The sequence below is a fragment of the Paenibacillus beijingensis genome, assembly GCF_000961095.1.
Lineage (GTDB): Bacteria > Bacillota > Bacilli > Paenibacillales > Paenibacillaceae > Paenibacillus_O > Paenibacillus_O beijingensis.
In genome coordinates this window covers 1,522,544-1,548,364 of record NZ_CP011058.1, presented here as the reverse complement: position 1 = coordinate 1,548,364, position 25,821 = coordinate 1,522,544, and the positions used below count along the sequence as shown (strand labels likewise).

General features: G+C 57.5%; 21 protein-coding genes and 1 riboswitch. Of the genes, 16 read left to right on the top strand and 5 right to left on the bottom strand.

Annotation, left to right across the window (positions count from 1 at the left end; translation table 11 throughout):
* Window positions 1-11: 11 nt before the first annotated feature.
* Complete coding sequence (gene bcp / locus VN24_RS06985) at window positions 12-479, top strand: thioredoxin-dependent thiol peroxidase (RefSeq protein ID WP_045669801.1); 468 nt, start codon at window positions 12-14, stop codon at window positions 477-479.
* Between the two features lie 107 nt (window positions 480-586).
* Here the strand turns inward: bcp and VN24_RS28420 are convergent, their stop codons facing one another.
* Window positions 587-715, bottom strand: a complete 129-nt coding sequence (locus tag VN24_RS28420) for a hypothetical protein (RefSeq protein WP_274520422.1) — start codon at window positions 713-715, stop codon at window positions 587-589.
* A gap of 47 nt (window positions 716-762) precedes the next feature.
* Window positions 763-1,629 carry an ABC transporter ATP-binding protein gene (locus VN24_RS06980; protein ID WP_045669800.1) on the bottom strand — a complete coding sequence of 289 codons (867 nt, stop codon included), beginning with the start codon at window positions 1,627-1,629 and terminating at the stop codon, window positions 763-765.
* Between the two features lie 224 nt (window positions 1,630-1,853).
* On the opposite strand from VN24_RS06980, the gene VN24_RS06975 reads away from it, so the two are divergent.
* Together VN24_RS06975 and msrA are read left to right on the top strand one after the other, a co-directional pair.
* Window positions 1,854-2,981, top strand: a complete 1,128-nt coding sequence (locus VN24_RS06975) for a glycerophosphodiester phosphodiesterase (RefSeq protein ID WP_052702832.1) — start codon at window positions 1,854-1,856, stop codon at window positions 2,979-2,981.
* Window positions 2,978-3,610 (top strand): peptide-methionine (S)-S-oxide reductase MsrA, encoded by a 633-nt coding sequence (gene msrA / locus VN24_RS06970; RefSeq protein WP_045669799.1) that lies wholly within the window; start codon window positions 2,978-2,980, stop codon window positions 3,608-3,610. Before VN24_RS06975 ends, msrA begins: the two co-directional genes overlap by 4 nt.
* A gap of 71 nt (window positions 3,611-3,681) precedes the next feature.
* On the opposite strand, the gene VN24_RS06965 is transcribed toward msrA, so the two are convergent.
* Window positions 3,682-4,686 (bottom strand): acyltransferase family protein, encoded by a 1,005-nt coding sequence (locus VN24_RS06965; RefSeq protein WP_045669798.1) that lies wholly within the window; start codon window positions 4,684-4,686, stop codon window positions 3,682-3,684.
* Between the two features lie 285 nt (window positions 4,687-4,971).
* Here VN24_RS06965 and VN24_RS06960 point away from each other — a divergent pair, with 285 nt between their 5' ends.
* The 7 genes from VN24_RS06960 to guaA all read left to right on the top strand — a co-directional run bounded on the left by VN24_RS06960 (window position 4,972) and on the right by guaA (window position 16,446).
* Window positions 4,972-5,685 carry an RNA polymerase sigma factor gene (locus tag VN24_RS06960; protein ID WP_045669797.1) on the top strand — a complete coding sequence of 238 codons (714 nt, stop codon included), beginning with the start codon at window positions 4,972-4,974 and terminating at the stop codon, window positions 5,683-5,685.
* 193 nt (window positions 5,686-5,878) lie between these two features.
* Window positions 5,879-6,457 (top strand): ATP-dependent Clp endopeptidase proteolytic subunit ClpP, encoded by a 579-nt coding sequence (gene clpP, locus VN24_RS06955; RefSeq protein ID WP_045669796.1) that lies wholly within the window; start codon window positions 5,879-5,881, stop codon window positions 6,455-6,457.
* Between the two features lie 278 nt (window positions 6,458-6,735).
* Window positions 6,736-8,421, top strand: coding sequence for a polysaccharide deacetylase family protein (locus VN24_RS26220; protein WP_052702831.1), 1,686 nt, complete (start codon window positions 6,736-6,738; stop codon window positions 8,419-8,421).
* A gap of 81 nt (window positions 8,422-8,502) precedes the next feature.
* Window positions 8,503-9,546, top strand: a complete 1,044-nt coding sequence (locus VN24_RS06945) for an AAA family ATPase (RefSeq protein ID WP_045669795.1) — start codon at window positions 8,503-8,505, stop codon at window positions 9,544-9,546.
* Window positions 9,543-10,973 (top strand): DUF58 domain-containing protein, encoded by a 1,431-nt coding sequence (locus VN24_RS06940; RefSeq protein WP_045669794.1) that lies wholly within the window; start codon window positions 9,543-9,545, stop codon window positions 10,971-10,973. Before VN24_RS06945 ends, VN24_RS06940 begins: the two co-directional genes overlap by 4 nt.
* Window positions 10,957-14,097: a transglutaminase-like domain-containing protein gene (locus VN24_RS06935; protein ID WP_045669793.1), complete on the top strand. Its 3,141-nt coding sequence runs from the start codon at window positions 10,957-10,959 to the stop codon at window positions 14,095-14,097. Before VN24_RS06940 ends, VN24_RS06935 begins: the two co-directional genes overlap by 17 nt.
* A gap of 810 nt (window positions 14,098-14,907) precedes the next feature.
* Window positions 14,908-16,446 carry a glutamine-hydrolyzing GMP synthase gene (gene guaA / locus VN24_RS06930; RefSeq protein ID WP_045669792.1) on the top strand — a complete coding sequence of 513 codons (1,539 nt, stop codon included), beginning with the start codon at window positions 14,908-14,910 and terminating at the stop codon, window positions 16,444-16,446.
* A 401-nt stretch (window positions 16,447-16,847) separates the two neighbouring features.
* On the opposite strand, the gene VN24_RS26215 is transcribed toward guaA, so the two are convergent.
* Window positions 16,848-17,801: a YbhB/YbcL family Raf kinase inhibitor-like protein gene (locus VN24_RS26215; RefSeq protein ID WP_052702830.1), complete on the bottom strand. Its 954-nt coding sequence runs from the start codon at window positions 17,799-17,801 to the stop codon at window positions 16,848-16,850.
* A 163-nt stretch (window positions 17,802-17,964) separates the two neighbouring features.
* Between VN24_RS26215 and VN24_RS06920 the strand changes: the two genes are divergently transcribed.
* The 3 genes from VN24_RS06920 (at window position 17,965) to VN24_RS27305 (ending at window position 21,127) form a co-directional block, all read left to right on the top strand.
* Window positions 17,965-18,771: a PaaX family transcriptional regulator C-terminal domain-containing protein gene (locus tag VN24_RS06920; RefSeq protein ID WP_045669791.1), complete on the top strand. Its 807-nt coding sequence runs from the start codon at window positions 17,965-17,967 to the stop codon at window positions 18,769-18,771.
* Between the two features lie 61 nt (window positions 18,772-18,832).
* Window positions 18,833-18,933, top strand: a riboswitch (purine riboswitch).
* 119 nt (window positions 18,934-19,052) lie between these two features.
* A complete protein-coding gene (locus VN24_RS06915; protein ID WP_045669790.1) occupies window positions 19,053-20,453 on the top strand; it encodes an NCS2 family permease in 1,401 nt (466 codons plus the stop codon).
* 233 nt (window positions 20,454-20,686) lie between these two features.
* Window positions 20,687-21,127, top strand: a complete 441-nt coding sequence (locus tag VN24_RS27305) for a hypothetical protein (RefSeq protein ID WP_148505205.1) — start codon at window positions 20,687-20,689, stop codon at window positions 21,125-21,127.
* 133 nt (window positions 21,128-21,260) lie between these two features.
* On the opposite strand, the gene VN24_RS06905 is transcribed toward VN24_RS27305, so the two are convergent.
* Window positions 21,261-22,016 (bottom strand): MBL fold metallo-hydrolase, encoded by a 756-nt coding sequence (locus VN24_RS06905; RefSeq protein ID WP_045669788.1) that lies wholly within the window; start codon window positions 22,014-22,016, stop codon window positions 21,261-21,263.
* Window positions 22,017-22,145: 129 nt separating this feature from the next.
* Here VN24_RS06905 and VN24_RS06900 point away from each other — a divergent pair, with 129 nt between their 5' ends.
* The 3 genes from VN24_RS06900 (at window position 22,146) to VN24_RS06890 (ending at window position 25,478) form a co-directional block, all read left to right on the top strand.
* Entirely contained in the window at window positions 22,146-22,574 is a 429-nt protein-coding gene (locus VN24_RS06900; RefSeq protein WP_420798626.1) for an Lrp/AsnC family transcriptional regulator, read from the top strand.
* 192 nt (window positions 22,575-22,766) lie between these two features.
* Window positions 22,767-24,821, top strand: a complete 2,055-nt coding sequence (locus VN24_RS06895; RefSeq protein WP_238590851.1) for a methyl-accepting chemotaxis protein — start codon at window positions 22,767-22,769, stop codon at window positions 24,819-24,821.
* Window positions 24,822-24,902: 81 nt separating this feature from the next.
* Entirely contained in the window at window positions 24,903-25,478 is a 576-nt protein-coding gene (locus tag VN24_RS06890; RefSeq protein WP_045669785.1) for a nitroreductase family protein, read from the top strand.
* Window positions 25,479-25,821 lie beyond the last annotated feature (343 nt).

Sequence of the window (25,821 nt, the reverse complement as noted above, 5' to 3'; positions counted from 1 at the left end):
AGGACACAGCTGTGACAGAACTTGCAATCGGACAACAGGTCCCGGATTTTACGCTCCCTTCGGCCAGCGGAGAACAGGTGTCGCTGAGCGACTACAGCGGAAAGAAAGTCGTGCTTTATTTTTACCCGAAAGATATGACGCCGACCTGCACCAAGGAATCGTGCGATTTCCGCGACGCTCATCCGTCGTTTGGAGAAGCCGGGGCGGTCGTGCTTGGCATCAGCCCCGACAATGTAAAGTCCCACCGAAAATTTGCGGACAAGCATGAGCTGCCGTTCCCGCTGCTGGCGGATACGGAGCATAAGGTGAGCGAGCTGTTCGGCGTATGGCAGCTCAAAAAGATGTTCGGCCGCGAATATATGGGCGTCGTCCGGTCGACATTTTTGATCGATGAGCAGGGCAAGCTTGCTAAAGCGTGGCGCGGCGTGAAGGTCGCCGGCCATACGCAGGCGGTGCTGGAAAGTGTGAACTCGCTGTAACCCGGCGGCTCGCGCGCGACGTCCGCCCGACGGAGTACGGAACGGGCGAAAAAAAAGAGCAGCAGACCGAAAAACCCAAGGGGGGCACGGTCTGCTGCTCTTATTCGTTACGGGCTTAGCGGCCGTTCGGCAGGTGGAATGAACCGTCTTGTCTGCTCTTTTACCGTCTGCCGAATTTCGATTCCTGCCAGGACGAGCAGTGCAAAAACAATGTAGATCAGCTTGCTTTTGTACATTTATTAATAACTCCTTCGCATGATATCCCTCCTTGCTGCCCCGGCGGTTATGCGCTCGCGTTTCGTTCATGGGCCGCCGCTGTTTTGCTGCCGGCCGGTTCCGGATGAACGGCCGCGTTAGCGTAAGGCTCGTGCGCAAGCGCGAACGGAAGACAAACCGGAAGGCCCGTACCCGGTGCCGTTACGATCTCGGCCTCTACGCCGAATACGTCCCGCAGCATGTCGCACGTGATGACGGATTCCGGAGCGCCCTCGGCGGCGATCCGGCCCTGTTTGATTGCAACGACGTGCTCCGCATATTGAGCGGCATGGTTCAGATCGTGCACGACCATGACGATCGTCCTTCCTTCCTCGCGGTTGAGCCGGCGGAGCAAGTGCAGCACTTCCAGTTGATGCGCCATATCGAGGAAAGTCGTCGGCTCGTCGAGGAACAAAATTTCGGTATCCTGCGCAATGGACATCGCAATCCACGCACGCTGGCGCTGTCCGCCCGACAATTGATCGACCGGACGGCTGTCGAACTCCGCCATCCCCGTTACTTCAAGCGCCCAGCGAATCGCTTTGCGGTCGTCCGCGCTGAGCGAGCCGATTCCCCGTTGATGCGGGAACCTGCCGTATGAGACAAGCTCTGCAACCGTCAGCCCATCCGGGGCGGTCGGGTGCTGCGGCAGAATAGCCAGCTGCGTGGCGACCTCCTTCGTCGAGCGGCGCTGAATCGATTTTCCGTCGAGCAGGACTTGACCCGCCTCCGGCTTCATAATGCGCGCCATCGTTTTGAGAATGGTCGATTTGCCGCTGCCGTTCGCTCCGACGAGCGCCGTAATTTTTCCGTCCGGAATGTGTAGGTTCAGGTCCTCGACGATCGTCCGGTTTCCGTAACCGATATGTAGCTGCTCGGTGACAAGTCTGCACATGCGCTGCACCCCTTTATGGATAAATTGAAAACGATTCTCAACAGTATATTTTTAAATGATAATCGTTCTCACTACTAATGTCAACAACTGGTTGTTAAGATGCATTTGATTCGCACTTCCGGCACGAAGATCAGCATGATTCGAAAAAATTTTTTGGCCGGAAATGGGCATAGTAAAAAGCGGAATAAAACCGACATGTCTGGTACGAACGGAAGGGGAAGCGCATGCGGCAGCGGGATCGGAACAAGGCAAAAGCGTGCGCGGCGCTGCTGATGGTGCTGGCGCTGCTGCCCGGCATATGGACGGCATGCGGCGCCTCGCCGGAGAAGGCTGACGCGGCGTTTTGGAGACCGCCGGCGGTTGCCGGCGCGGCGAAAGTGTTGCTTGCCGAGGCGGAATCGGGCGTCAAGCATGAAACGAGCGCTGCGAGCGCAGGCGAGGCGAGAGCGTTACGCGCGGACGCGCAATCGAGCGCGGCGCAAGAAGTGGGCGCTGCGAGCGCAGGAACGGCGAGAGCGATGAGCGCGGATTCGGGCGCGGCGAAAGAAATGAGCGCGGCGGCCACACGAGCGGCGGCATGGGGTGCGGCCGGTGCGGAGCCGGAGGCGAAACGCAGGCTGCTCGTAATTGCGCATCGCGGCGCTTCCGGATATGCGCCGGAAAACACGATGGCGGCTTTCGACTTGGCGGCGGCAATGGGAGCGGACTATTTGGAGCTGGATGTGCAAATGACGCGCGACGGGCAGCCGGTCGTCATCCATGATGCGACGCTGGAGCGGACGACAAACGGCAGCGGGGCCGTCAAAGGGTATACGCTCGCGCAGCTGCAACGGCTCGACGCGGGAAGCTGGTTCGGCAGCAAATACAAGGGGGAGCGCGTACCTTCGCTTAAGGAGGTGCTCGACCGGTACTACGGCCGGATCGGGCTGTTCGTGGAGATCAAATCGCCGGAGCTCTATCCCGGCATCGAAGCGAGCGTCGCCCGTCTGCTGGCGCAGTACGGGGGCGCCGGCACGCCGTCCTTCCGGCCCGTTATTTTGCAGTCGTTCAGCGCCGAGTCTGTGGAAAAGCTGCGGGAGCTCATGCCCGATTTTCCGCTCGGTGTGCTTGTTGTCGCCAGATCCGACTTGACGGACAGGAAGCTGCGGCGTTTCGAGCAGTTTGCCGGATACATTAATATGAAGCAGTCGCTTGCGGGGGAAGAAACGATCCGGCGCATTCACGACCGGGGCATGAAAGTGTTCGCCTGGACGGTGCGCGGCGCCCGCCGCGCCGAATTGCTGCGGCTGAAGGGCGTGGACGGCATCGTGACCAATTTCCCGGATGAAGTGATGTGCCGGGTGACGGGATGAACGAAGGCAATCTTCAAACGGTAACGCTGGGAATGGGCTGCTTCTGGAGTCCGGATGCTTTGTTCGGTCATTTGACCGGCGTTATCCGAACGCGTACGGGGTATGCAGGGGGCACCTCGGCGGATCCGACCTATCGCGGGATGGGGGATCATTCCGAAACGGTCGAGATTGATTTTGATCCCGGGAGGATCGGGTTGGCGCGTATACTGGAAGTGTTCTGGAACCATCACAATCCCGTTAACATCAATCATTATAAAGGGAGCCAGTACAGATCCGTCGTGTTTTACCGCGATGAAGAGCAGCTGGAAATCATTCGGCAGGTGAAAAAACAGATGGAGCGCGGCAAGGGCGAGCTGGAAACGGGGATCGAACCTTTTTCCCGATTTCACCCCGCTGAGGATAAGCACCAAAAATATTATTTAAAAAGGCATCCGGACGCGCTGGAGAAGCTAAGCGGTCTGTATCCTGCGCACGGTGACCTGATCCGTTCAACGCTGGCGGCACGGTTAAACGGGCTGGCGAAAGGCTATACGAACAGGGGGCTCATTCTAAATGAGATATCGGAATGGCCGATAAGCCCGGATAGGCGCGAAACGATGACGGATTTGGTCAAACAAATCAGGTGGTAGCCAAAAAAAACGGGACCGCTCCTCTGCCATCTGCGACGACATTTGGGACAGCCCCGTCCTTGTGGACAAAATCATTGCGCCCGCGATAAGGACGCGCTTTTCTTTTTATAAAGAAACGATAAGTTAGGGCTGAAGAACACCCGGCACACTTTTTCAACCCATTTCATGGAAAAGATAAAGGTGATGCCGATGGCAAACAGAATGAGCAGCATTTGCTCCGCCCATGTGTCGATGTGCGCGTAAATGCCTTGATGCTCCATAATTTTCAGCACGAAGCCGTGCAGCAAAAAGGGATATATCGTCCGAATGCCGTGCTCGCTGATCCGTGTCCGCCCCGTCGGGATTAAGGAGAGAACGCACAGCGACAACATGACCGATACGGCTCCAATCGCCACCCTGTAGATCCCCGCATACCATTCCGGGCTGCCCAGCTTGGAATAGGTGAAGCTGCCCCAAAGCCATTCGCAATTGAGGTTCTGCCCATAGCGGAATAGAAGCCCGAGTGTCAAAATCATCATAAATACGGATGCGATTTTGACCGGCCGATTAAATAAATAACGGAAGTATTCCCGCTTCATATCGTAGCCTGCCAGGAAAAACGGAAAAAAGTTGATCGCCCGCAGCGCTGACAGCGTATACCCCAGCTCAGATGAAGCGTAGCCGGACAATACTGCAATGCAGCTCGCAAACAGGACCGGATATCTCAGTTTCGTAAAATACGGCAGCGCGATTTTCCATAACATAACGGCAAGCAGGTACCAAGTGATCCAATACGGCAAAAAGAAGGTGAATTTCAGGTTTGCCCGACCGTTCAAAACATAATCCAGCAGCGAATACAGCGTTTCAAAAATGACGTACAGAACGAGATAGGGGCCAAGCTTCCCCGATTTCTTGGAAAAGTACCCCGTAATAAAAACAAACAGCGGAATATGAAAAAAGTAAATGAAGTTGTATAAGGCCTTCGCGGTCTCGCTTGTCGAATAAAGGGGTTCCAGCACATGGCCGATGACCACGAATGCAATCAAGACAAACTTCACATTATCGAAATAATGGTCGCGCCCATTAACCTCCGGCATCGTTTTAACTCCTCCGATCGGTTTTAATAACTCATACCCCAATAGGCTAACAAACCAACCTGTAAACCTCACCCTTCATAATCCGCGATATTTCTGCCTGATCCAGTCTCTCAATGGCTTAGGGAATCTGACCGGGCATATTTTTAGTCTTTCTCCGCTATGATACAGTATCCTTAGCGATGTTATTTTATGGATATCGAAAAAAATTCAGCTTCCCGAGTATCGTTTTGCCGATCCGATTCGTTTTCTAAATAGAACAGCATCAACGAAAGGGGGACACCAGCGATGACCGAAACGGCAGCAGGCCCGGTCAACTGGGAATTTGAACAGCTACTTCCCGCCTTATCGAAGTACTGCCTCGTTCTGACGGGATCCCGGTGGGAAGGGGAGGAGCTGGTGCAGGAAACGTGCCTGAGGGCGCTCTCCTCCCGCCAGGAAGCCGGGCGCCATGTAAATGAGGAAGCTTATTTGATCCGCACCGCCAAAAACATTTGGATCGACCGCTACCGCAAAGAGCGGCTGGAGCAAACCCTATTGCAGCAGCTGACGCCGCCGCCGTATGCGGAAGACGAACACTTGGTTGAAGTCGAAACCGCGCTCATGCGGCTGCTGTCCGAGTTATCGCCGCTGCAGCGGACGGTCGTGCTGCTGCGGGATGTGCTGGGCTACCGCAGCCTGGAAGCGGCCCGGATGCTGAAGACGAGCGAAGGCTCGGTGAAAGCCGCATTGAACCGTGCACGCGCTGCGCTCCGTACCGCCCGGCTGCCGGAGAGGGAGGCGGACAACGCGGCCGCGGAGGGCCGGATCGACAAAAAGCTGCTGAACGATTATTTGGCCGCTTTCCGGAGCGGGGATGCGCAGCGGATCGTAGAGCTTGGTCTGAATGATGTCATTGACCCTGTGGCAGCGGCGGGAGAGGTCATCCGGCGCTCGGTTTGGAGCGGAAGCGGCCGCAAGCCGTTCCCGTCCGTCATTTCAAATGCGCGCTGCGCGGCTTGACAAAGCATGTCGTTCCAGGGCTTGAGCAAGGGAGACCATGCCGGGTTGCCTAGCGTAAAATAGGGCACGTTTTGCCGGAAATCAACATGCGGGCTGTGCAGCGGCGGTCGATGCGTTTTTTTCACCGAAACGTCGGATGAATGAAAGTAAGGCGGCCGAATCGCCGCTCCAAAAAAGGAAGGGGAAGATCGCGATGAGTGTCATTCCTTATGTCGTTGAACAAACGAACCGGGGGGAGCGCAGCTACGACATCTACTCGCGGCTGCTCAAGGACCGGATTGTGATGGTGTCGGGCGAAATCGAAGACCAGATGGCGAATTCGATCGTGGCGCAGCTGCTTTTTCTGGCGTCTGAAGATCCCGACAAAGATATCCAGATGTACATTAACAGTCCGGGAGGGTCCGTTACGGCCGGTTTTTCCATTTACGATACGATGCAGTACATTAAACCGGATGTGTCGACGATCTGCACCGGCATGTCCGCAAGCTTCGGTGCCGTGCTGCTGACGGGAGGGACTCCGGGCAAAAGATTGGCGCTGCCAAACAGCGAGGTGATGATCCATCAGCCGCTCGGCGGGGCGCGGGGGCAGGCTTCCGACATCCACATTCATGCCGAATGGATTTTGCGGACGCGCTCCAAGCTGAACGGGCTGCTGGCGAAGCATACGGGACAACCGGTGGAACGGATCGACAAGGATACGGACCGGGACCGTTACATGAGCGCGGAGGAAGCGGTCGAGTACGGCTTGATCGACAGCATTATCGCAAGCTGACGGGTCGTATTTTATCGAAAAAAAGGATATGGATGACGGCAAAAGAGTTGCTCTGAACCAACTGTTATCCGGTTTCGAAAAAGCCTTGTAAATGCTGCATAAAACGGTTTTTTTCGACAAACAAAGCGGTTGAAAAATATTCGATTTTACGGCAACCTTAGTTCATAGAGGACTAAGGTTTTTTTGTGCCGTTGACGGTATTAGCGTTAGGCGATCTCTCATACATTTCTAGCAGAAGGATGCCAATCAATTGATAGAAAGAAAGGTGCGGAGGGCGTATGAGAGCGTGGCTTCGGATAACGATTGGAGCGATGGTGCTAACGGTGGGCATGCTGGGGACGGCGGGGGCATTGGGGGATCGGAAGCAGGCGATTAGCGAAAACGTTCCCGCTGCGGAATCGGCTGAGGCCGTTTACGCGAATGCCGCGGAGGCTCCTCATTTGGGAAAGGAAACAGGCGCGGCGGCTGACCGGAAACAAACGGAACAGGCGCGGGTGAAAGATAGATCCGGAGAAAGCTCCGGCATTGTGAAAGCGGCTTCTTTAGCGGCGGGCGCAGGTTCGGTTCCGCGCATGGCGTCATCGGCCGGTGCGAAAGCTTCAGGGGAGAGAGCTCCAAAGACGGCGGCCGTGCCGAAAGAGCGGGTAAAGACCGGACAAGCAAAGGGCGGCGGCAGGTACGATCGTCCGCAGCAGCCGACCGTGTATCTTACGTTTGACGACGGACCAAGCGCCAATACGGTCAAGGTGCTGGATATTTTGAAGAAAAACGGCATCCAGGCGAGTTTTTTTATGGTCGGCGAGCATGTGGAGGGAAATCCGAAGCTGGTGCAGCGGGTGAAGGCGGAGGGGCATACGATCGGCAATCATACGTATGATCATGTATACAAGGAGCTTTACGGGAATTTCAGCGGATTTGCCGCCCAGATCGGGAAAACGGAAGCGGCGCTTGCCAAACAAGGCGTTGTGACGCGGTTTGTGCGCGCGCCGGGAGGCACGTACAGCAACTTCGACAAAGGCTATTTCGATGCGATGAAGCAGGCCGGTTATGTGATGGTCGATTGGAATGTGGACAGCGGCGATTCGAAGCGCGTCGGCGTCCCGGCGTCGGAGATCGTCTCGAACATCAGGCATTCGAAGCTGGCGCACGAGCTTATTTTGCTGATGCACGACGGATCCGGCCATGATGAGACGGTGAAGGCGCTGCAGGAAACGATTGACTATTACAAAAACAAAGGTTATCAGTTTGCGCCTTTAACGGAGCGCGTGAAGCCGGTCGTCTTTCCGGTTGCGAAAAAACTGAAGTGGGCCCGTCCGGCTCCGACTTCGGCGCAGGTGGCGGGGCTGGTGCGGCAGGCGCCTGCCGTGTGGCGCACGGCTGCCGTCGCAGGATCGGGAACAGGCGTATGGCAGGGAGCCGGATCGGGACAGGAAGCTGGCGCAGCGGGACCTGGGAAGTTGGCCGGCGCGGGGAAAGTAGCAGGAGCAACAGGATCGGGGACGGTGGCAGGAACAGGGCAAGGAGCTGGAGCAGCAGGATCGGGACCGGGGAAGAAAGCGGGCACAGCGGTGGCAGGAAAAGGTCCGGGGTCAGGAACGAGTCCGGCGGGCGGAAACGGGGAAGCGCAGCTTGCCGCTGCGGATCTGGGGCTGGCCGTGCGCGCGCTCGGGCAGACGGTCGACTTTGCAGACGGGGAGTTTGCGCTGCGGAACGACCGTTGGAACGTGCCGGTGCGCAAGCTGGTCGAAGCGCTCGGCGGACAAGTCGCGTGGAACGCTGCCGACCGGACGGTGACGGTGTCGCTTGCGGGAGGCGAGGGCGTCATTTTGCCCGATAAGATGTACGAATTGCAGGCAGGCACGATGAACGCGCCGGTAAAAGACGTTCTGCGGCTGTTCGGGCTGGAGCTTGCAACCTTGACGGAGAAGGACGGGCAGCGGGAAATTTGGGCTGTTGCCGCGTAAGGCGGGCTGCAGGTGTAAAGGAAGATTCGTTTGGCCAAACTGGAAGATAGATAGATTAAGAGATTTCCAGGAGGGATAACGATGATTCTACCCCAATTTCCGTCTGCCGAACAACCGGAAGCGCGGCGGGGAACGGAAAGGACCGTTAGCTGGCCTGAACAGCCCGAGGTTCTCCTTGCGCGTATCGCCGCGAGGGCGGAAACGGTGCTGCTGGGCAAAAGGGATGTGATCACTGAGGCGCTGGCGGCGATGCTGGCGGGCGGGCATGTGCTGCTTGAAGATGTTCCCGGGGTCGGCAAAACGGTGCTTGCGCGGGCTTTCGCCCGTCTGCTGGGCGGCCAGTTTCAGCGCATTCAGTTCACGCCGGATTTGCTGCCGGCGGATGTGGTGGGCGGCTCGGTATGGGACGTACGCAGAGGCGAGTTTTTGTTCCGGCCGGGGCCGGTAATGGCCAATATTGTGCTGGCCGACGAATTGAACCGGGCGTCGCCGCGCACGCAGTCGGCGCTGCTCGAGGTCATGGAGGAGCGGCGCGTGACGGTGGACGGCGAGACGCGGAAGCTGCCGGAGCCGTTCATTCTGATCGCAACGCAAAATCCGCTGGATTGCGAAGGGACGTATCCGCTGCCGGAAGCGCAGCTGGACCGCTTTATGATGCGGCTGTCCGTCGGATATCCGGACGAGAATGAAGAGGTGCGCATGCTGGAGGGGATGGCGGAAGGAACGCTGCCGCAGCCGGAGCAGCTTCGTCCCGTCGTGCTGCCGGAGGAGTGGCTGCGGATGCGCAGCGAAGCGGCGCGCGTGCATGTCCAGGGCGAGCTGCTCGCATATGCGGTGCGCGTCGCCGCGGCGACGCGCCGGGCGCCGGAGCTGGCGCTCGGGGCGAGCCCCCGCGCTTCGCGCGACTGGCTGCGCGCATCGCAGGCGAGGGCCTATATGGAAGGACGGGGCTTTGTCCTTCCCGACGATCTGCTCGCGACGGCGCAGCCGGTGCTGCTTCACCGGCTGGCCGCGCGCGGCGTATACGGCGTCCCGCAGGCCGGAGGCTCGGAAGCGGCGCTGTCGCGGATTTTAAGCGAAGTGCCGCTCCCGTCGTCCGCCGGCCGGAAGGCGGGGCGCCGATGAGCGGGGCGAAGGACGGGATGCGTGCGGGCGTGCCCGAAGGCGGGACGCCGATGAGCGGGGCGAAAGACGAGGTCCGTGCGGAGAGCTGGCGGATAGGCGGGGCGGAGTGCGAAGCTGCAGGAGCGCCGCGTCCGCGCCGGGCGGCATGGACCGCGCTGGCGCTGCTGTGGGCCGGAAGCTTGACGGCCGTCCTTCTGCGCGGTGGCGCGGCGGAATGGTTTGCGGCCGCCGGCCTTGGCGGCTTGATGCTCTTTTGTTGGGTTGCGCCGCGTCTGTCGCTCGGCGAGCTGGAAGCGGTCCGGACAATCGACGCCGCCGCTCCGCTGCGCCGCGGAGAGGAAGGGGCTGCGGACGTGGAGCTGACGCTAAAAGTTGTCCGCGGCCGGGTCGTGCTGCCCCTGGTTTGGCTTCACATCCGCGAAGAGCTGGTCAATGAGAGCGCCGTGTCCAAGCGGCCGGCCGTTTATGATCAGCTCGTGCTGCCCTGGTTCACGCGGAAGTGGAGCGTTCGCTATTCAACCGGGCGGCTGCGGCGCGGCGCGCACCGCTTCCGCGCCGTCACGGTGACGGCGGGCGATCTGTTCGGGCTTACGGCGGTACGGCGGACTTATGCGTGCGACGGCGAAATCGTCGTGCCGCCGGGTCAGCTGCCGCTGGCAAAGCAGCCGGATCACAGCGCTGTCGCTTCGAATAATCCGCGCGGAGGCCGGCAGAAGCTGCATGCCGGAGAAGAGACCGCCACGGGGCGGAAACGGCGGGAGCCGGGAGGCGGCATTGACAGCCGCGCGTACCACCCCGGCGATCCGCTTCGGCATATCGACTGGCGCGCGGATGCTAAAGGGCGGGGCATGCGGACGAAGCTGCGTCACCCTGAAGATCCGCCCTATATGCTGATCGTGCTCGATACGGCGGAGCAGTCATATGAATCAAGCGACCGGCTGTTCAACGATTGCGCCTCCTTGACGCTGGAAATGATCGGCCGTGCCGTATTTGGCGGCTGCGGCGTCCGTCTGCTTGGCGGAGCCGGCGAGGCGCTTACTGTCGCTGCCGGCGACCGGCAGGGCGTAGCCCGCGCGGCCGAGCGGCTGGCGCGGATGCGCATGGACGCCGGCGAAGCCCCGCTCGAGCTCGCGGGGCTCGCTGCCGCCGCGCCGCTGCCGCGGGGCGCAGCGATGCTGTTCGTCACCGCATGCTGGCGGGACGGAAGCGGCCTACTGCGGCTGGCCGAGCGTGCGGCCGCAGCCGGCTTCCGGCTGGAGCTGGCGGTTATCGTGCGCCGCTCCGTTCTGTCTGCGGCAATGCTTGAGCGGCAGCGGCAGGCGGAAGTGTCCGGCATTAAAGTGAGATGGGTGCAGCTTCCGGACGCAGGCGGCGAAGACGAACGCACTGCGGCGAAAGGAGGCGTCCGCCATGCGTCGGAACGATAAGAGCGCTCAACAAGAGGGACAATCACGCTTTACAGCGGAGCCGAAGCGGAAGGCCGCGGGTCCGGGGCCGGTTGCGGCGGATGCAGCAAAATGCGTTGATACGGTAATCCCGTCTCAGACAATGATCCCGGCCGGGTTGAAGAGAAGAGCGCCTATGCCGGAGCGGCGGACTCATTCCGCCTCTGTCCGGGAGCTGATGGGCGGCTTCATGCCGCTGGGGCTGCGGGCTGCCGCCAGCCTGCTGCTGCTCGGCCTGTTCGCAGAGTGGCTGCTTCCGCTGCAATCGGTACCCGGATGGAGCGAGCCGCACCGGCTTATTGCGCTGATCGTGGCCGCAGCGGGCTTTTTGGCGATCGGCCTGTTTATACTTCCATGGCCGGTGGCGATGCTGCTGAACGGTCTCATGTGCGCCGTCTTTACGGCGGCATCGGTTCCGGAGCTGGGCTCTTCGCTGCCTGAGCGGGTACTGCAGCTGCCGGGGCAGATTTGGCAGGATACGGGTCATCTGCTTCACGGCGGATTATTGGCGATGTCTGACTCGCTGAAAATGATGCTTTTGTTCGCCGGCCTTGCCATGCTGTCAACCGCTCTTCAGTCGCTCGTATGGATACGGCAGTGGGGCCTCGGACTGATGTTTCTGACAGCAAGCTACCTGCTCGCCCTTTATGCATGGTTCGGTCTCGATCCGCTGGACGCCCTGCTGCGCATTTTTGCCGAAGGGCTGCTGCTGGCCGCGCTGCTTACCCCTGCCAGAATTCGCAGAATTGCCGGCAGTGAGCTTCACGGCCGCAAACTTGCGGGCAGCGGGATTTACGGCCGGCGACATGCCGGCGGCGAAAACTTCGGGCGGATACAGGAACTTGCATCCGGCCCGTTCAATTCTGCAGCTTCCGCTGCTCCTGGAGTTCCCGCAGCCGATAATCAGGCGCCGCTAACGTCATCTCCTCCATCCGGAGGCCGCAGCGCGGAGCGTCCGCTCAGCCAAGGCTATATGCCGCCGCTGCGCTGGTGGGCGGCTTCGCTTGCAGTGGTCGTGCTGCTGACGGCTTGCGGCGCGGCTTTCGCAGCGGACAAACAGCGCATCTCCCAGCCGGCTGCCTGGGCCGTGCATGCCCAAGACAGAATCAGGGAGACGATCGAATCTTCCGCCCGGCAGGAGCTGGGAGGAAGCGGCTACGGAATGTCCGGAATTGGCCCGGCGCTGAGCGGCTACGGAGTCGACGACCGTATGCTCGGCGCTCCGCTAACGCTTGATGAGACACCGGTTTTCATCGGCGTTTCTCCGCTCCCTTTATATTGGCGGGGCGAGACAAAAGCGGTCTACGACGGGAGAGGATGGAGCGAGGACGGCAGGCTGATGAAAAAGCTGGAAATCGAGCCGCATTCGGTCGGAACGGCGGCGCAATCGTCTGATAACCGCGAAGGAAGCGTTGTAACGCAGACTGTCCGTATGGCGGCCCCGGCGCGAGGAATGCCGCTGTTCGCAGCGGGAACGGAAGCGCGTGTGCTGCAGCTGCAGACGGCGCCGCCGCAGCGGAATTTGACGGCCTATTTGCAGGATGTGAATTCGGGAGCGCTTTATCCGGCTTCCGCAAGCGCAGCGATCTCGGCCTATGCGATTCAATCGGTGCTGCCTGTGACCGATCCCGAGCGGCTGCGCCAAAGCGGAGACGGCGAGGCAAACACCGCTGCGGAGAGAGAAGACGAAACGGGCTTGCTTCCCTATATCCAGCTTCCGGCCGCGCTGCCGGACAGGGTCGGGGAGCTCGCGGGACAAATTGTACAGGCGGCGGGAACGAACCGCTACGATCAGGTGAAAGCGGTGGAACATTTTCTTAAAAGCCGTTATTCATATACGACAGCAGACACGTCGCTGCCGGCTTCCGGCGAAGATTTGGCCGACCGGTTTCTGTTTGAGCAAAAGCAGGGCTACTGCGTTCATTTCTCGACGGCGATGGCCGTAATGCTGCGCACGCAGGGCATTCCGGTCCGCTGGGTCAAAGGATTTGCCGCCGGGGAGCAGACGGCGGATGGCGGCATGGACATCCAAGCCGGTCCGAAAACTTCCGGTGCCGATCGCGCGGACCTTGCTGCCGGGCAAGCCGGACATACGTACTTGGTGCGGGCCAAGGATGCACACGCTTGGGTGGAGGTTTATTTTCCCGGCGCGGGCTGGGTGCCGTTCGATCCGACGCCGGGCTTCGCGCAGCCGGTTCCGGCGGAAGCGGCAAGCGCGCTCGCGGGCCGACCGGCTTCGCTGCCGGACGGCTGGGATATGGCCGTCCCGGACGCGGAGCCGGCCTGGTTCGGGGAGCCGGGATCGGGCATGATCGGGGCGGTCCGCTCATCGCTGCTCCATGCGGCTGAACTGGCCGCTTCCGCCGCGGCTTCGGGCACCCGTCTCGCCGCATGGGCGGCGTCCGAGCCGGCCGCCGCCATTGCCGCCGTTGCCGCAGCGCTGGCGCTGGCAGCCGCGCTTGGCTCGCGGCGGCTGCGCGGCCTCCTCGCGCTGGCACTGGCGCTGCGCCGCTACCGGCGCGCCGTTGCCGCCGCCGCCGCGGCAGCTGCGCAGCGCAGCCCGACGCCCGCGCCGGCCGGGCCCGCGCAGCCCGGGTCCGTGCCACTCGCGTCGCACTCACCGGTGTCCGCGTCCGTGCCACTCGCGTCGCACTCACCGGTGTCCGCGTCCGTGCTACCCGCGTCGCAGTCACCGCAGCCCGCGCCCGCGCCGCTACCGCCGCGCGGCGGCTCCGGCTCTCGCCGCGCCGCGGACCCGCGCGCCGCCTTTCTTGCGGCGGCGGGCGCGCTGTGGCGGCTGCTGCACCGGCGGCTTGGCTCGCCTCCGCTGCAGCGGACCGTGCGCGGCTATGCCGCTGCGCTGGCGGCATCGCTGCCGCCGCCGCAGGCGGATGCGCTGCAGCGGCTTGCCCGCTGGGATGAGGCGGCCCGCTACGACAGGCCGGACCGCTGGATCGGCCCCGCGCCGGACGATCTGGAGGCAGCGGCCGCCCGGCTGCTTGCGGGGAGAACCTATCGTTCCCCGGCCCAAAAAAGGATTGAACGAGAGCAGACGGCCAATAATAAGCACATCGAGGCAGGACATCGGAACCGTCCGTCATTGTAGCGGGAACGGGAAGGGGCTATCCCATAAGTAGGCTTTATAGCGTAAATGAACCGATCAAGGAGCTATCCTTGGCCGGTTCATTCGTTTTTACGATTTAAGAAAGTATAAACTTCGGAGCATTCACTTCCTTATATCGCATGGAAAGCTACCTCTTACGCAGGGTCATTCATCGTGGAGAAGGCTTCGAATAGAAGCTTTTCTTATCAATCTGCACGAAGGGGGGATTTTTGAAAAAGATGCGTTCGTACATCTTTTTTCTTTTTATTTTTCGACTACGTTAAAATTCCTGCAAATATACTTTTTTTGTCGCCCTCAGCTCTCGTTCAGGCGATAAAAGCCGGGAATTCCTGCACCATCGCAGGTTTTCTCTCCAGACACGCGTTTTCGATCGGTGATACCTGCACATTTGCAGGTTTAGCGAGAAAAGAACCTCCGGCTCCGCGCAGGTTTAGCAAGGAAAGGATCTCCGACTCCGCTTTGCCAGCGATGAATCGTCACTGAGAGGTCTTTTCTCAATGTCCATTCTAAGGGGTGCACTTCAGCGAAATTGTAGGTCCTCTCGTGTCCTATTTAGGACTCGCTCATTCATGTGAATACTTATGAGACAGCCTCTTCGTTTTTCGCTCCAAATTGGGAAGCGGACTGTTGTTCCGTACGTGTTTTTTTCCTTTTACAGGGAAGGGCCTCTGAAGGGAGTGAGCGGGGCGGCGAAAGACGGCGGACAAGCTCCCGCAAGGCGGCCGTTCGCTCCTTGACTGTCCTAAACGCGGTTATATATAATGATCACAACCAATTGAGGGAGGTTCGGAAGTGAACAAACCAAATGAAATGATCGTTGTCCTTGATTTCGGGGGGCAATACAACCAGCTGATTGCGCGCCGCATCCGCGATTTGGGCGTATACAGCGAGCTGCTGCCTTTCAACACGCCGGCAGAACGGATCCGGGAACTGCAGCCCAAAGGCATCGTGTTCTCGGGAGGCCCGGCAAGCGTTTATGAAGAAAATTCCCCCGTGGTCGACCCGGCCATCTATGCGCTCGGTCTGCCGATTCTCGGCATTTGCTACGGCATGCAGCTGATGTCCCATCAGCTTCAAGGCAAGGTGCAGCGCGCGGGCAAGCGCGAGTACGGGCGGGCGGACGTCGACTTTATCGAAGGCTCGGCGCTCGCGCACGGTCTGGAGCTGCGGCAAACGGTATGGATGAGCCACACCGACCTGGTCGTCGAGCCGCCGGCCGGCTTCCGCGTCGAAGCAAGCACGGAGCATGCGCCGATCGCGGCGATGAGCCATCCGGAGCGCAATTTCTACGCGGTGCAGTTCCATCCGGAAGTGCGCCACTCCGTGTACGGCAACGAAATGATCCGCAACTTCCTCTTTAATATTTGCAAGTGCGAAGGCACCTGGAGCATGGAAACGTTCATCGAGGACACCATCCGCGACATCCGCGAGCAGGTCGGCGACGGCAAAGTGCTGTGCGCGCTGTCCGGCGGCGTCGATTCGTCCGTTGTCGCCATGCTGATCCATAAAGCGATCGGCGACCGGCTGACGTGTATGTTTATCGACCACGGCCTGCTGCGCAAAGGCGAAGCGGAAAGCGTCATGGAGACGTTCGTCGGCAAATTCGATATGAAAGTGGTCAAAATCGATGCGCGCGACCGTTTCCTCGGCAAGCTGGCGGGCGTAGACGATCCGGAGAAAAAGCGGAAAATTATCGGCAACGAGTTCATCTACGTGTTCCAGGAGGAGTCGGCGAAGTTCGACGACTTCGAATTTTTGGCGCAGGGCACGCTTTACACCGATATCGTCGAAAGCGGTACGGCAACGGCGCAAACGATCAAATCCCACCACAACGTGGGCGGTCTGCCGGAAGACATCACCTTCAAGCTCGTTGAGCCGCTGAAAGCGCTGTTCAAGGACGAGGTGCGCAAAGTCGGCACGGAGTGCGGCCTGCCGGACGAAATCGTATGGCGCCAGCCGTTCCCGGGTCCGGGTCTGGCCATCCGCGTACTGGGCGAAGTGACGGAGGAGAAGCTGACGATCGTGCGCGAATCCGACGCCATCCTGCGCGAAGAAATCGCCAAAGCCGGTCTCGACCGCGAAATTTGGCAGTATTTCACGGCGCTGCCGAATATGAAAAGCGTCGGCGTAATGGGCGATGCCCGTACGTACTCTTATACGGTCGGCATCCGCGCCGTAACTTCGATCGACGGTATGACCGCGGACTGGGCGCGCATTCCTTGGGATGTGCTGGAGAAAATCTCCGTGCGCATCGTCAACGAAGTCGATAACGTCAACCGGATCGTCTACGACGTGACCTCGAAGCCGCCGGCAACGATCGAGTGGGAGTAAGCGTTAATTTCTTTACTTGCATTAAGCTATAAAAAGCAGTACCGATGCGGGACATTCCGCGCGGTACTGCTTTTTTCGGTATTCAGATTTCGTGGCGGAAAAGGCTCGCCATTTACATCGGGCCGTGTTCACGGCATCTTTATTAGTCCATTTTTCTCTATTCGTTATGACGCACTTAGCGAGAGCTGTTACATACGCTCCGTCCGCGTCATTAGATTTCCAATTGCACCTCGTGTATAAAGCGCTTTGAACGGCAGTGCAGCAATGAGATCACCCCGCCAACACTGCCGTTCAAAGCCGCCGTCATCTGATTTTGGCGCGCAGCTTCTGTCCATTCTCAGACGGCTTTTTCCCTTTTCAAATTGGTTGGTTTCGTCGAGAGCGGCGAACTTCTCACCGCCTTAATTTACCGTATTCCTAAAAAATCCGTCCCATTCCGCATGTCCGAGCTCGTGCGCTTGCAGCAGCGGCTCCAGCTCATCGAAAAAGACCACCTTGTCCTTCAATTCCAAAAGCTCGGTATCCAGGGCATAGACGGCCAGCCGGTACAGGTGATCGCCGGAGAACGGCGGCGGCCCCATGCCGAAATAAGCGTTCGGCTGCTGCCCGGCCGGGAGCGCGGCGGCCGCGTCTTCGGAAAGCTCGCGAACGGCTCCCGGCACATTCAGCACGCTCCAATGAATGTAATTGTCGGCGATCGGATGAATATCGTACATGACGACCGCGAACGATTTTGTGCCTTCCGGCGCATTGGACCAGCTTACCGGCGGGCTGATGTCGCGTCCGCTGCCGCCTTGGTGCGCATATTTGGCGGGTATGGTACCGAACTTCGCAAAGGCCGGGCTCTCGATCTGCAATCCGCCGCTTTTGTCAGCGGGGGAAACGATCGACAGTGTCCGCGCGGCGGAGTTCCAATAGAGAGCGGCATTCAGCGCCAGCGGCACCGCACGTTCGGACACCATCAAATTGCCGCCGGATACGACGGCTTCATGATCGAGTTCATAAGAGATGCCGTTTACGAATACGGATCGCGACCCTTTCGCTTGCGTAAGCTTGTATCCTTTTCCTTCGGCCGTAACGGTGTTAGAGCCCGCGTTCCAGCTTACCTTCGCTCCGGCCGCTTCAAACACCGCCCGCAGCGGCACCAAAATTTGCGTATTTTCCATTATGCCCTCTTCCGCCAGCGGAGCGGAATCCAATTCGATATGTACCGCCGTATTCCACTGCAGGTAGCTGCTGACGTTCGCGCCTACATCCCGGTTCGCCGCTGCCGTAACATTCGGAACGGAGCTTCCCCATATAAGCGCTGCCCCGGCTGCAAGTGTACATACATATTTTTTCCAATTCAATGACATCCTTTTCTCCTCCTGAAAATGCGTCTTCCGGTTTTTGTTTTTGCTGACGATACGATACAATACTAGAGTTGGCACTCAACTCTTTTATAACAATTTTTCACACCAACGTTGGTATTTATGTTATAAACCTCCCCACTCTCTTTGTCAATAAGGATGTGATGACTTGTTATCGATCGATAAGCAAATTCTGTTTCTGCTTTCACGGGCGGACCGGATGGAAACCCAGCAGATCATATCGATTTATGAGCGCCGCAACTACACCGCTCCTTATATCCGCAATGCGCTGTCCCGGCTGAAAAAGGAAGGATACGCCGATTCGCCGTCGCGGTCGGCCTACCTGATCACCGAAGCGGGAAGGAGGTTTATCCGGTCGATCAACTTGAAGCCGCAGCGGTACCGGGAAGCGTGGGACGGCACCTGGGAATTGGTCATGGCCGAAATTCCGGAAGCGCTGCGCAAGCAGCGCGACCGGTTCCGTGCGGATCTGCTGCAAATCGGCTTCGGGTTGCTGTACAGCAGCGTCTATCTCTCCCCATGGCCGTACCGGGAAGAGGTGCGCGAATGCATCCGGCGGCATGGGCTCGAATCTTTTGTCACGGTCTTTTCCGGGCGGATGCCGGAGAAGGACTTGGGGCCGCAGGAAGCGGCGGACATCTGGAGGCTGGACAAGTTAGAGTCAAACTATCGCGGGAAGATGATATGGTACGAGACGGATTTTCAGCCGAGATTGGAAAAGGCGCTCGCTGCCGCGCCGAATGAGAGCGACCCGCTCGGTCTGTTCACCCTTTATTTGGAACTGGGCGAGGCGATCAGCGAGCTGAACCTGGAAGACCCGATGCTGCCTGCAGCGCTGCTTCCCGCGGACTGGGCGGGCAGGCGGGTGCAGGACGAATTTACGCTTTGTCTGCAGCGTATTGCGGACACGATACCATCCGCTTCGCCGTATGCATCTTTTTTCAAAAGCAATTAATTTTTGCCTCTTCTTATTGACAAATGTCGATTTATTATAAATACTAGTTGCGGACAACAATGGAACAATGAATTTCTCTTTTGGTATAATCCCGGGAATCGGTCCGGGAGTTTCTACGAGATCACCGTAAATGATCCGCCTACGAGGAGAGGAAAAACAACAAACGCGTAATCAGGAATCGTTTGTCCTGTTTGCGGGAACCTTGGAAATCATGCGCCCATCATGCGGATGTTCCAAGGTTTTGTTTTGTTCCTACCACATTTTTGGGAGGTTGATCAAGCATGAATCGTTTCTTTCGGCTGAAAGAAAACGGAACGAACGTGAGAACTGAAATTTTGGCAGGGCTGACGACATTTATGACGATGGCATACATTCTCGCGGTTAACCCGGGCATTCTTGTCGGGGCAGGAATGGACTGGACGTCGGTATTTCTGGCAACCGCGCTGGCCGGCGGCATTTTTACGATTGCAATGGGGCTGTTCGTCAACTTTCCGGTGGCGCTGGCGCCCGGCATGGGGCTGAACGCTTATTTTGCAGCCACTGTGCTCGCTTCCAAGGCGACGGGGACGCCGATTACGCCGGCGATGGCGCTGACGGCGGTGTTCATTTCCGGAATCGTATTTCTGATCCTGACGCTGACGCAGATCCGGCAGATGCTCATTACGGCCGTACCGGACAGCATCAAGCATGCGATTACGGTCGGGATCGGCTTGTTCATTACGATTATCGGCCTGAAGAACAGCGGACTGATGACGATTGCGGCGGAAACGGTAAATGACGTGCCGAAAGGCACCTTCACGAACCTGCTCAGCTTCGAAACGGTCGTTCATATGGGCGATCTGAACGAACCGTCCGTCTACTTGACGATTATCGGGATTTTGCTGATTGCGGTCATGATGGTGCTGCGTGTGCCGGGAGCGATTTTGTGGGGCATTCTGGCGACGACGGTAATCGCGATTGCGAGCGGCAACGTGAACGTCGGCGAGACGCTTGCCGGCAAAACGTGGGTACCGGATTTCGGCAAGCTGAACTTCTGGGACTTTGATTTCAATGGCGTGATGGAAGTCGGGCTGGTATCGGTTATCGCGACGTTTACGTTTGTGGAGTTGTTCGACACGTTCGGGACGCTGGTCGGTACGGCGAACCGCGCCGGGCTGATGAAGGATCCGGCTACCGGTCGCAAACGGGTCGGCAAAGCGATGCTTGTCGACGCGGTCGGCGTAAGCGGCGGAGCGATGCTTGGGACAAGCACCGTCACTTCGTTCGTGGAAAGCGCCGCGGGCGTCGCCCAGGGCGGACGGACCGGACTGACGGCGGTGACGACCGGCATCTGCTTCCTCCTGTCGCTGTTTCTTTCGCCGCTTATCGCGCTCGTTCCGGGCTCGGCCACTTCGGCCGCGCTCATCATCGTCGGGCTGTTGATGCTGCAGTCGGTGAAAGAGATCGATTTTAGCGATATGGTATACGCGGTTCCGTCGTTCCTGACGATTGTGCTGATGCCGTTCACGTACAATATCGCCAACGGCGTCTCGTTCGGCATCGTCACGTACGTGCTGCTGGCGGCTATCGCCAACGCGGCCGGCCGCGGCAAGGACGGCAAGCGTTATAAGGTGCATCCTCTCATGTGGATATTGGCCGTGCTGATCGTGCTGCGATACTTGATGCTCGGCAGCGAAGGCTGATCTGCAGCTGTATCGGCTTCGAGCGACTCGGCCTTCGCAGCAGGAAAGGAAGTTCATGAACAAGTCCAGACAAACGGAGTATTTCCGTATTGTCTGGGCTTTTTCGGCTTTATGCTGGTATGCTCGCCGGACCTTAAACAACCCGTAAAAACTCCTTTTACCAAAGAAAATTGCTTTTCATGCAACAATTCGGTCTCGCTTACGTTCCATCTTATAGGGGTGGAATGATGTTGATGAACAAGAAAATAATTGCAATGATTTGTATCGCGTTCATAGCTGTATTGGGTGGGTGCTCCGAAAAACCAGCAACCTTGGGAGGGGACTTCGAAACATCTGCAGTCTTGGGAGGGTACTCTGAACAATCACCGCCGCTTCCAAAGGTGATTTCAGACGAAACGGAAGTTCCGGTCGTTCAAAGCAGTTATTGTTGGGGGAAATTAGGATGTGCGGATTATGTAGGAGGATCGACGTTGCTGAAAAAGAAAATGTTAGCCCCGACCCTTGTGAATGCCGGAGCCGACATCAAAATTTCGTTCGCCTACAAGCCTGCGCCGTCCAAAATGTATGTTCAGCGGTTTTTGGAGGATAATGCGATCGACGTTCCTTTGAAGGATGGACATTTTGACGCTCCTAAAGAGCGCGGCTTGTATTACTACGGGATTTCAGCTTTTTAGACTACAGCGGACGGCAGGTACTCGGAGGGCGACACGTCAGTAATTTTTGCCATCGAAGTGAAATGAACAATCCGCGCGCAACATTGAGCCGCCAATGCTAAAAGTACCATCCTGTATCGTTATACATCCTATCCTACATCAATGTTACCCACTGTCCATCCCCAGGAACGGACACGCTCCCGAGCAGTCCTTCGGCCGCCAGCCGCTCCCGCAAATCGGCTCTCGTAACGAGGCAATGATTAATGGCATCCATATGCACGGCTACCGCCTTCGTGTAAGGCGCGTAGCGGCAGAGCGCGACGACGCCGTCGGCATCCATCGTGATCGGATCGCCCGCTGCAAACCTGGCGCCGCCTGCATTGGCAACCGTCAGTGCGGGACGGTGCTCGTCAAGCGCCTGCTGCACCTCTTGGCACCAAATCGTGTCGCCGGCGATGTACAGCGTCGGCTCACCGTCCGCCCGCAGCACAAAACCGGACACGCGGCCCATCCTCGCGCCGATTTCTCCGGTGCCGTGGCGGCCTTCCGTACGGGCGATGGTCACGCCTCGCCAAGTCGTCTCGCGTTCGATCGGCGCGACGGATGCAAATCCGAAGGAGCGGAGAGCTTCCTCATCGCCGGGCTGGCATAATACGGCCAAAGATTTCGGCAACGCCTTCGCGGCCGCTTCGTCCCAATGATCGGGATGCAGGTGCGTAACGAGCACCGCATCGGGATGAAGCCAGTCCCGCTCGCCTTCCGGCAGCGGAACGAGCGGATTGCGCCTGTCGTTGGTCGAGCCTGGAATCGGCGGATTTACGCCCGCATCGCTGAGCATCGGATCAATGAGGAAGCAAACGCCTCTGTAGTCGAGCCGCAGCGTGGCGTGCCGGATCAGTTGGAGCTTCATGTTCATGCACCTCTTATCTTTAAGGTTACGATTCTGCTAAAATTATAGAACGGTCCGTTCGGACGATAAACCGGCCGGTGAAACGAAATGACCGCTTTCACTTTCACGCTGAAAGGAATCTTCTAAATGATGAGCAACGGGCTGCTGGATGAGGTCGACCTCCGCATTTTGCAGCATTTGCTGGAGGATGCGTCCTTGTCGCACAAACAAATCGGGGAACTTGTCCATATGACCGGTCAGGCGGTTGGCGCGCGGGTCCGCAAGCTGCAGGACGCGGGCGTCATCGAAGGCTACACGGTGCGATGGAACCCGGATAAACTCGGGCTTGCCGTCGATGCTCTCATTACCGTGTTTATGAAATCCGGAGGGGCTCATGCATCGTTTCATTCCTTCGTCCGGCAGCGGGAGCAGGTCGCCGAAACGCTCCGCGTCAGCGGCGAAGGCTGCTACTGGATGCGGGTGCGCGTCCGCTCGCAGGAAGAGTTGAACGCGTTTCTCGATGAATTGACGCAGTTCGGCAATTACAAGCTGAGTCTCTCGATCGGGCGGGTGAAGTAACGATGACCCAAAGACGGCCGCTATTCCTAATTATGGGAATAGCGGCCGTCTTTTCGTTGCGCCGGTTTTATTCTTTCACCCGTCTGCCTGCAACTTCATTGGAGAAATTATCCACTGTATTTCCTGAAAAGAGCTTCCGATAAATGTAGTGGACATCAGACCATCAAAATGAAGATGAGGAGCTCAGCCATCATGTTGAAACAAAACTTTGAAACGATTCGAAATACCTCGTTAACCGTGAAGCTGCCTGTATTTATCAGTCTTTTGGTCATCGCCGCACTGCTGATTACTTCCGTTGTATCATATCTGTTTTCATCGAAATTATTATTAAAGAAAAGCCTGGATGAAATAAACGCGAATGCAGACCGGATTGCGCAAGGACTGATGACTTCGGCCCAATTGCAGGCGCAATCCGCTTTTATTATATCTGCACATAACACATTCCGTGACTTGCTGCTGCTTAGAGAATCCGGAAACTTTTCCGATAAGGACTTTTTTTCAGCGGCCAATCCGTATTTTGACAAAGCGAATAAAACGCTTTTGCGGACTTTGCAAGGAACGAGGGGAAATGTGTCATTTATCATCATCGATACAAAAGGAACGATCGTTTCTTCAACGAACACCGATACCATAGGCGAATCCCGGGCAGACCGGGAATATTTTAAAGAGGCGCTGACAGGCAAATCTTTTATCAGCGATGCTGTTGTATCTAAGAGCAGCGGAAAGTTGTTGATTGTTTTCTCCGAACCGATTAAAGATAACAACGGAAAAGTGGTTGGCGTTTACGCAACGACGACAGATTCGAAATTTTTTACGGAAAATTTGGGAAGCGGCTTGATGAACAGCGAAGGAATAATCGAAATTTTAAGCCGGGGCGGTACGGTTCTTTATCATTCGGCGGATCCGTCTGTAATCGGCAAGCAGGAAAATGATCCGGCGCTTCACGAGTTTTTGAAAGACCGGGCTGTTGACGGAATTAAAACAAGCAGCAGTGATATTGGCGGCGATTACATCCGGTGGAATAAAATTCCGGGCTCCGATTGGACCGTCAAAGTCGTCGATTCCTATTCCGACATTAAGCGTCCGCTGAAAGCAATGCTGCTGCAATTAACCATCATTACGCTAATTGCGATCGTAATCGCCGCCTTCGTAAGCCTGTTGCTGTCCCGCTCTATTGCAAACCCGATCGTGAGGCTGACGGAATTGTTTAAGCAGCTCGCGGGCGGCGATTTAACGGTCACGGCTGCCGGCCGGTACGAAAGTGAGTTTAAAGACTTGGCCGAAAGCTTTAATATTATGGTCGAGCAGAATAAATCGCTGATCCGAAATATGAACCATTCGATTTCGATACTTAACAGCAATGCAAAGGAGCTCGATGCGGCATCTGACCTATCGGCTCAGGCAATCGCCGAGACAAGTGCGACTACGGTTGAGATCGCCAAGGCGATGGAAGCTCAAGCGCAAGATACGGAACGAATCGTAGATAAATTTTACGACTTTGGCGAAAAATTCGTTTCGATGAACGACATCGCTCAATCGGTAAAGCAGCGTGCGGAAGAAATTGTTGACGTTTTTCACTCCAGCGTCGATGTGATCGAGAACTTATCCCGTATTAACAATACCAATGAAGAAGAAGTGTTCAAAATTTCCGATATTACATTGAAACTGCAGCAAAGCTCAAGCAATATTTCAAAAATTACCGAAGCCATCAACGATATTTCAAGCCAGACCAATCTGCTGGCGCTCAATGCCTCGATTGAAGCGGCAAGAGCCGGTGAACACGGCAAAGGATTTGCGGTTGTCGCATCCGAAATACGCAAGCTCGCCGAGCAAAGCGCGAAACAATCGAACGAAATCAACGCGATCATCAAGCAAAATCTTGCGTTTGTAACCGAGAATAATGAGAGCGTCGATCAAATCAGGAAAATTTCCGGCTTGCAGGATGAATATGTAGGGAAAACAAGGCAGGGGTTCCAGGCGATCATGGAAAGCGTTACGGAAATTACAAAGCGGATCATATCGCTGGCTGGGGACGTATCGCGGATGCAGCAAGAGAAAGACGAGGTGCTCGTGTCCGCTCAAAACCTGTCTGCTTCCGGCGAGGAAGTGTCGTCATCGGCCCAGGAAGTAACGGCGAGTATGCAGGAGCAGTCCGCAATGGTGCAGCAGCTTGACGGCATGGTAAAGAGCATTGAACAGCTGACCAAGGAGCTGAAGGAGGCCGCAATGAAGTTTAAGCTGGAATAAGGCGGACGTACGGCAGTTGCCCGAAGGGATGTTCATCCACTATCCTATAGAGGACACTCTTCCTTGGAAAGGAGAAGATAAATGATGGAACTGGAACAAGCGATACGCGAAAGACGGAGCATCGGCAAAGTAAAGCCGGACGCAGTGGAGCGTTCCGTTATTGAACAATTAATCGAGGCGGCAACCTGGGCGCCCAATCATTATCAAACGGAGCCGTGGAAATTTATCGTCATGACCGGCGAGGGCCGGCGGACGCTGGGCCGCGCTTACGCCGCCATTTCGGACCTGGGCGCGGCGGATGCGGATGACGACGAGCGCCGGCAGCGTCTTGCCCGGGAAGAGGCGAAAGCGCTGCGGGCTCCGGTTGTCATCGCAGCCGTCTACTCGCCGCCGGCAGGCTCCCGCGCCCCGCAGGCGGAGGAGCTGGCCGCCGTTCATGCGGCGGTGCAAAATCTGCTGCTGTCCGCGCACGGACACGGACTCGGCGCGGTATGGCGCAGCGGCGATCCGATGTATCATCCGCGAATGAAGGAAGCGTTCGGGCTGGAGGAGCAAGAGGAGCTGGTCGGGCTTATTTATATCGGCTACCCCGATATGGAGCCGCTGAGGTCCAAGCGGACCGATGCGAAGCTGAAAACGGTCTGGCTGGAAGAGTAGCGGGCGCGAGCGGGCATTTTTGGAGCGGGCCAAACGGATAGATCGAAATGGATCGAAACGGATCGATGAAGCCGGTTTGTTTTCGGTGTCAGGTAATGGAACCGCCCCGATTCAACAATATCCACAAAAAGGAAAACCGTCGAATATTCGGCGGTTTTTTCGCTTTTTGTCGGAAACAATGTCACTAATGTTCGTGTTTTCGACGAATAACGCGAATAAATTTGCAGGCAACGCCATAAAATGGCGAATTGATGTCAACAATAATAACATGCAGGTTCGACTCTATGTTCGGAAATAGAGATAGTCGGGTATATTTGGATGAGAGGTGCCGGAATCGTTTGCA

Excerpts from the sequence above, each read along its gene's own strand:
- clpP (WP_045669796.1), top strand. The coding sequence starts at position 5,879 with ATGAGTGTCATTCCTTATGTCGTTGAACAAACGAACCGGGGGGAGCGC.
- VN24_RS26215 (WP_052702830.1), bottom strand. The coding sequence starts at position 17,801 with ATGTCATTGAATTGGAAAAAATATGTATGTACACTTGCAGCCGGGGCA.
- VN24_RS27305 (WP_148505205.1), top strand. The coding sequence starts at position 20,687 with ATGAACAAGAAAATAATTGCAATGATTTGTATCGCGTTCATAGCTGTA.
- VN24_RS06915 (WP_045669790.1), top strand. The coding sequence starts at position 19,053 with ATGAATCGTTTCTTTCGGCTGAAAGAAAACGGAACGAACGTGAGAACT.
- msrA (WP_045669799.1), top strand. The coding sequence starts at position 2,978 with ATGAACGAAGGCAATCTTCAAACGGTAACGCTGGGAATGGGCTGCTTC.
- VN24_RS06890 (WP_045669785.1), top strand. The coding sequence starts at position 24,903 with ATGATGGAACTGGAACAAGCGATACGCGAAAGACGGAGCATCGGCAAA.
- VN24_RS06895 (WP_238590851.1), top strand. The coding sequence starts at position 22,767 with ATGTTGAAACAAAACTTTGAAACGATTCGAAATACCTCGTTAACCGTG.
- VN24_RS26220 (WP_052702831.1), top strand. The coding sequence starts at position 6,736 with ATGAGAGCGTGGCTTCGGATAACGATTGGAGCGATGGTGCTAACGGTG.
- VN24_RS06980 (WP_045669800.1), bottom strand. The coding sequence starts at position 1,629 with ATGTGCAGACTTGTCACCGAGCAGCTACATATCGGTTACGGAAACCGG.
- VN24_RS06935 (WP_045669793.1), top strand. The coding sequence starts at position 10,957 with ATGCGTCGGAACGATAAGAGCGCTCAACAAGAGGGACAATCACGCTTT.
- VN24_RS06940 (WP_045669794.1), top strand. The coding sequence starts at position 9,543 with ATGAGCGGGGCGAAGGACGGGATGCGTGCGGGCGTGCCCGAAGGCGGG.
- VN24_RS06905 (WP_045669788.1), bottom strand. The coding sequence starts at position 22,016 with ATGAAGCTCCAACTGATCCGGCACGCCACGCTGCGGCTCGACTACAGA.
- VN24_RS06975 (WP_052702832.1), top strand. The coding sequence starts at position 1,854 with ATGCGGCAGCGGGATCGGAACAAGGCAAAAGCGTGCGCGGCGCTGCTG.
- VN24_RS28420 (WP_274520422.1), bottom strand. The coding sequence starts at position 715 with ATGTACAAAAGCAAGCTGATCTACATTGTTTTTGCACTGCTCGTCCTG.
- VN24_RS06965 (WP_045669798.1), bottom strand. The coding sequence starts at position 4,686 with ATGCCGGAGGTTAATGGGCGCGACCATTATTTCGATAATGTGAAGTTT.
- VN24_RS06900 (WP_420798626.1), top strand. The coding sequence starts at position 22,146 with ATGAGCAACGGGCTGCTGGATGAGGTCGACCTCCGCATTTTGCAGCAT.
- VN24_RS06945 (WP_045669795.1), top strand. The coding sequence starts at position 8,503 with ATGATTCTACCCCAATTTCCGTCTGCCGAACAACCGGAAGCGCGGCGG.
- VN24_RS06960 (WP_045669797.1), top strand. The coding sequence starts at position 4,972 with ATGACCGAAACGGCAGCAGGCCCGGTCAACTGGGAATTTGAACAGCTA.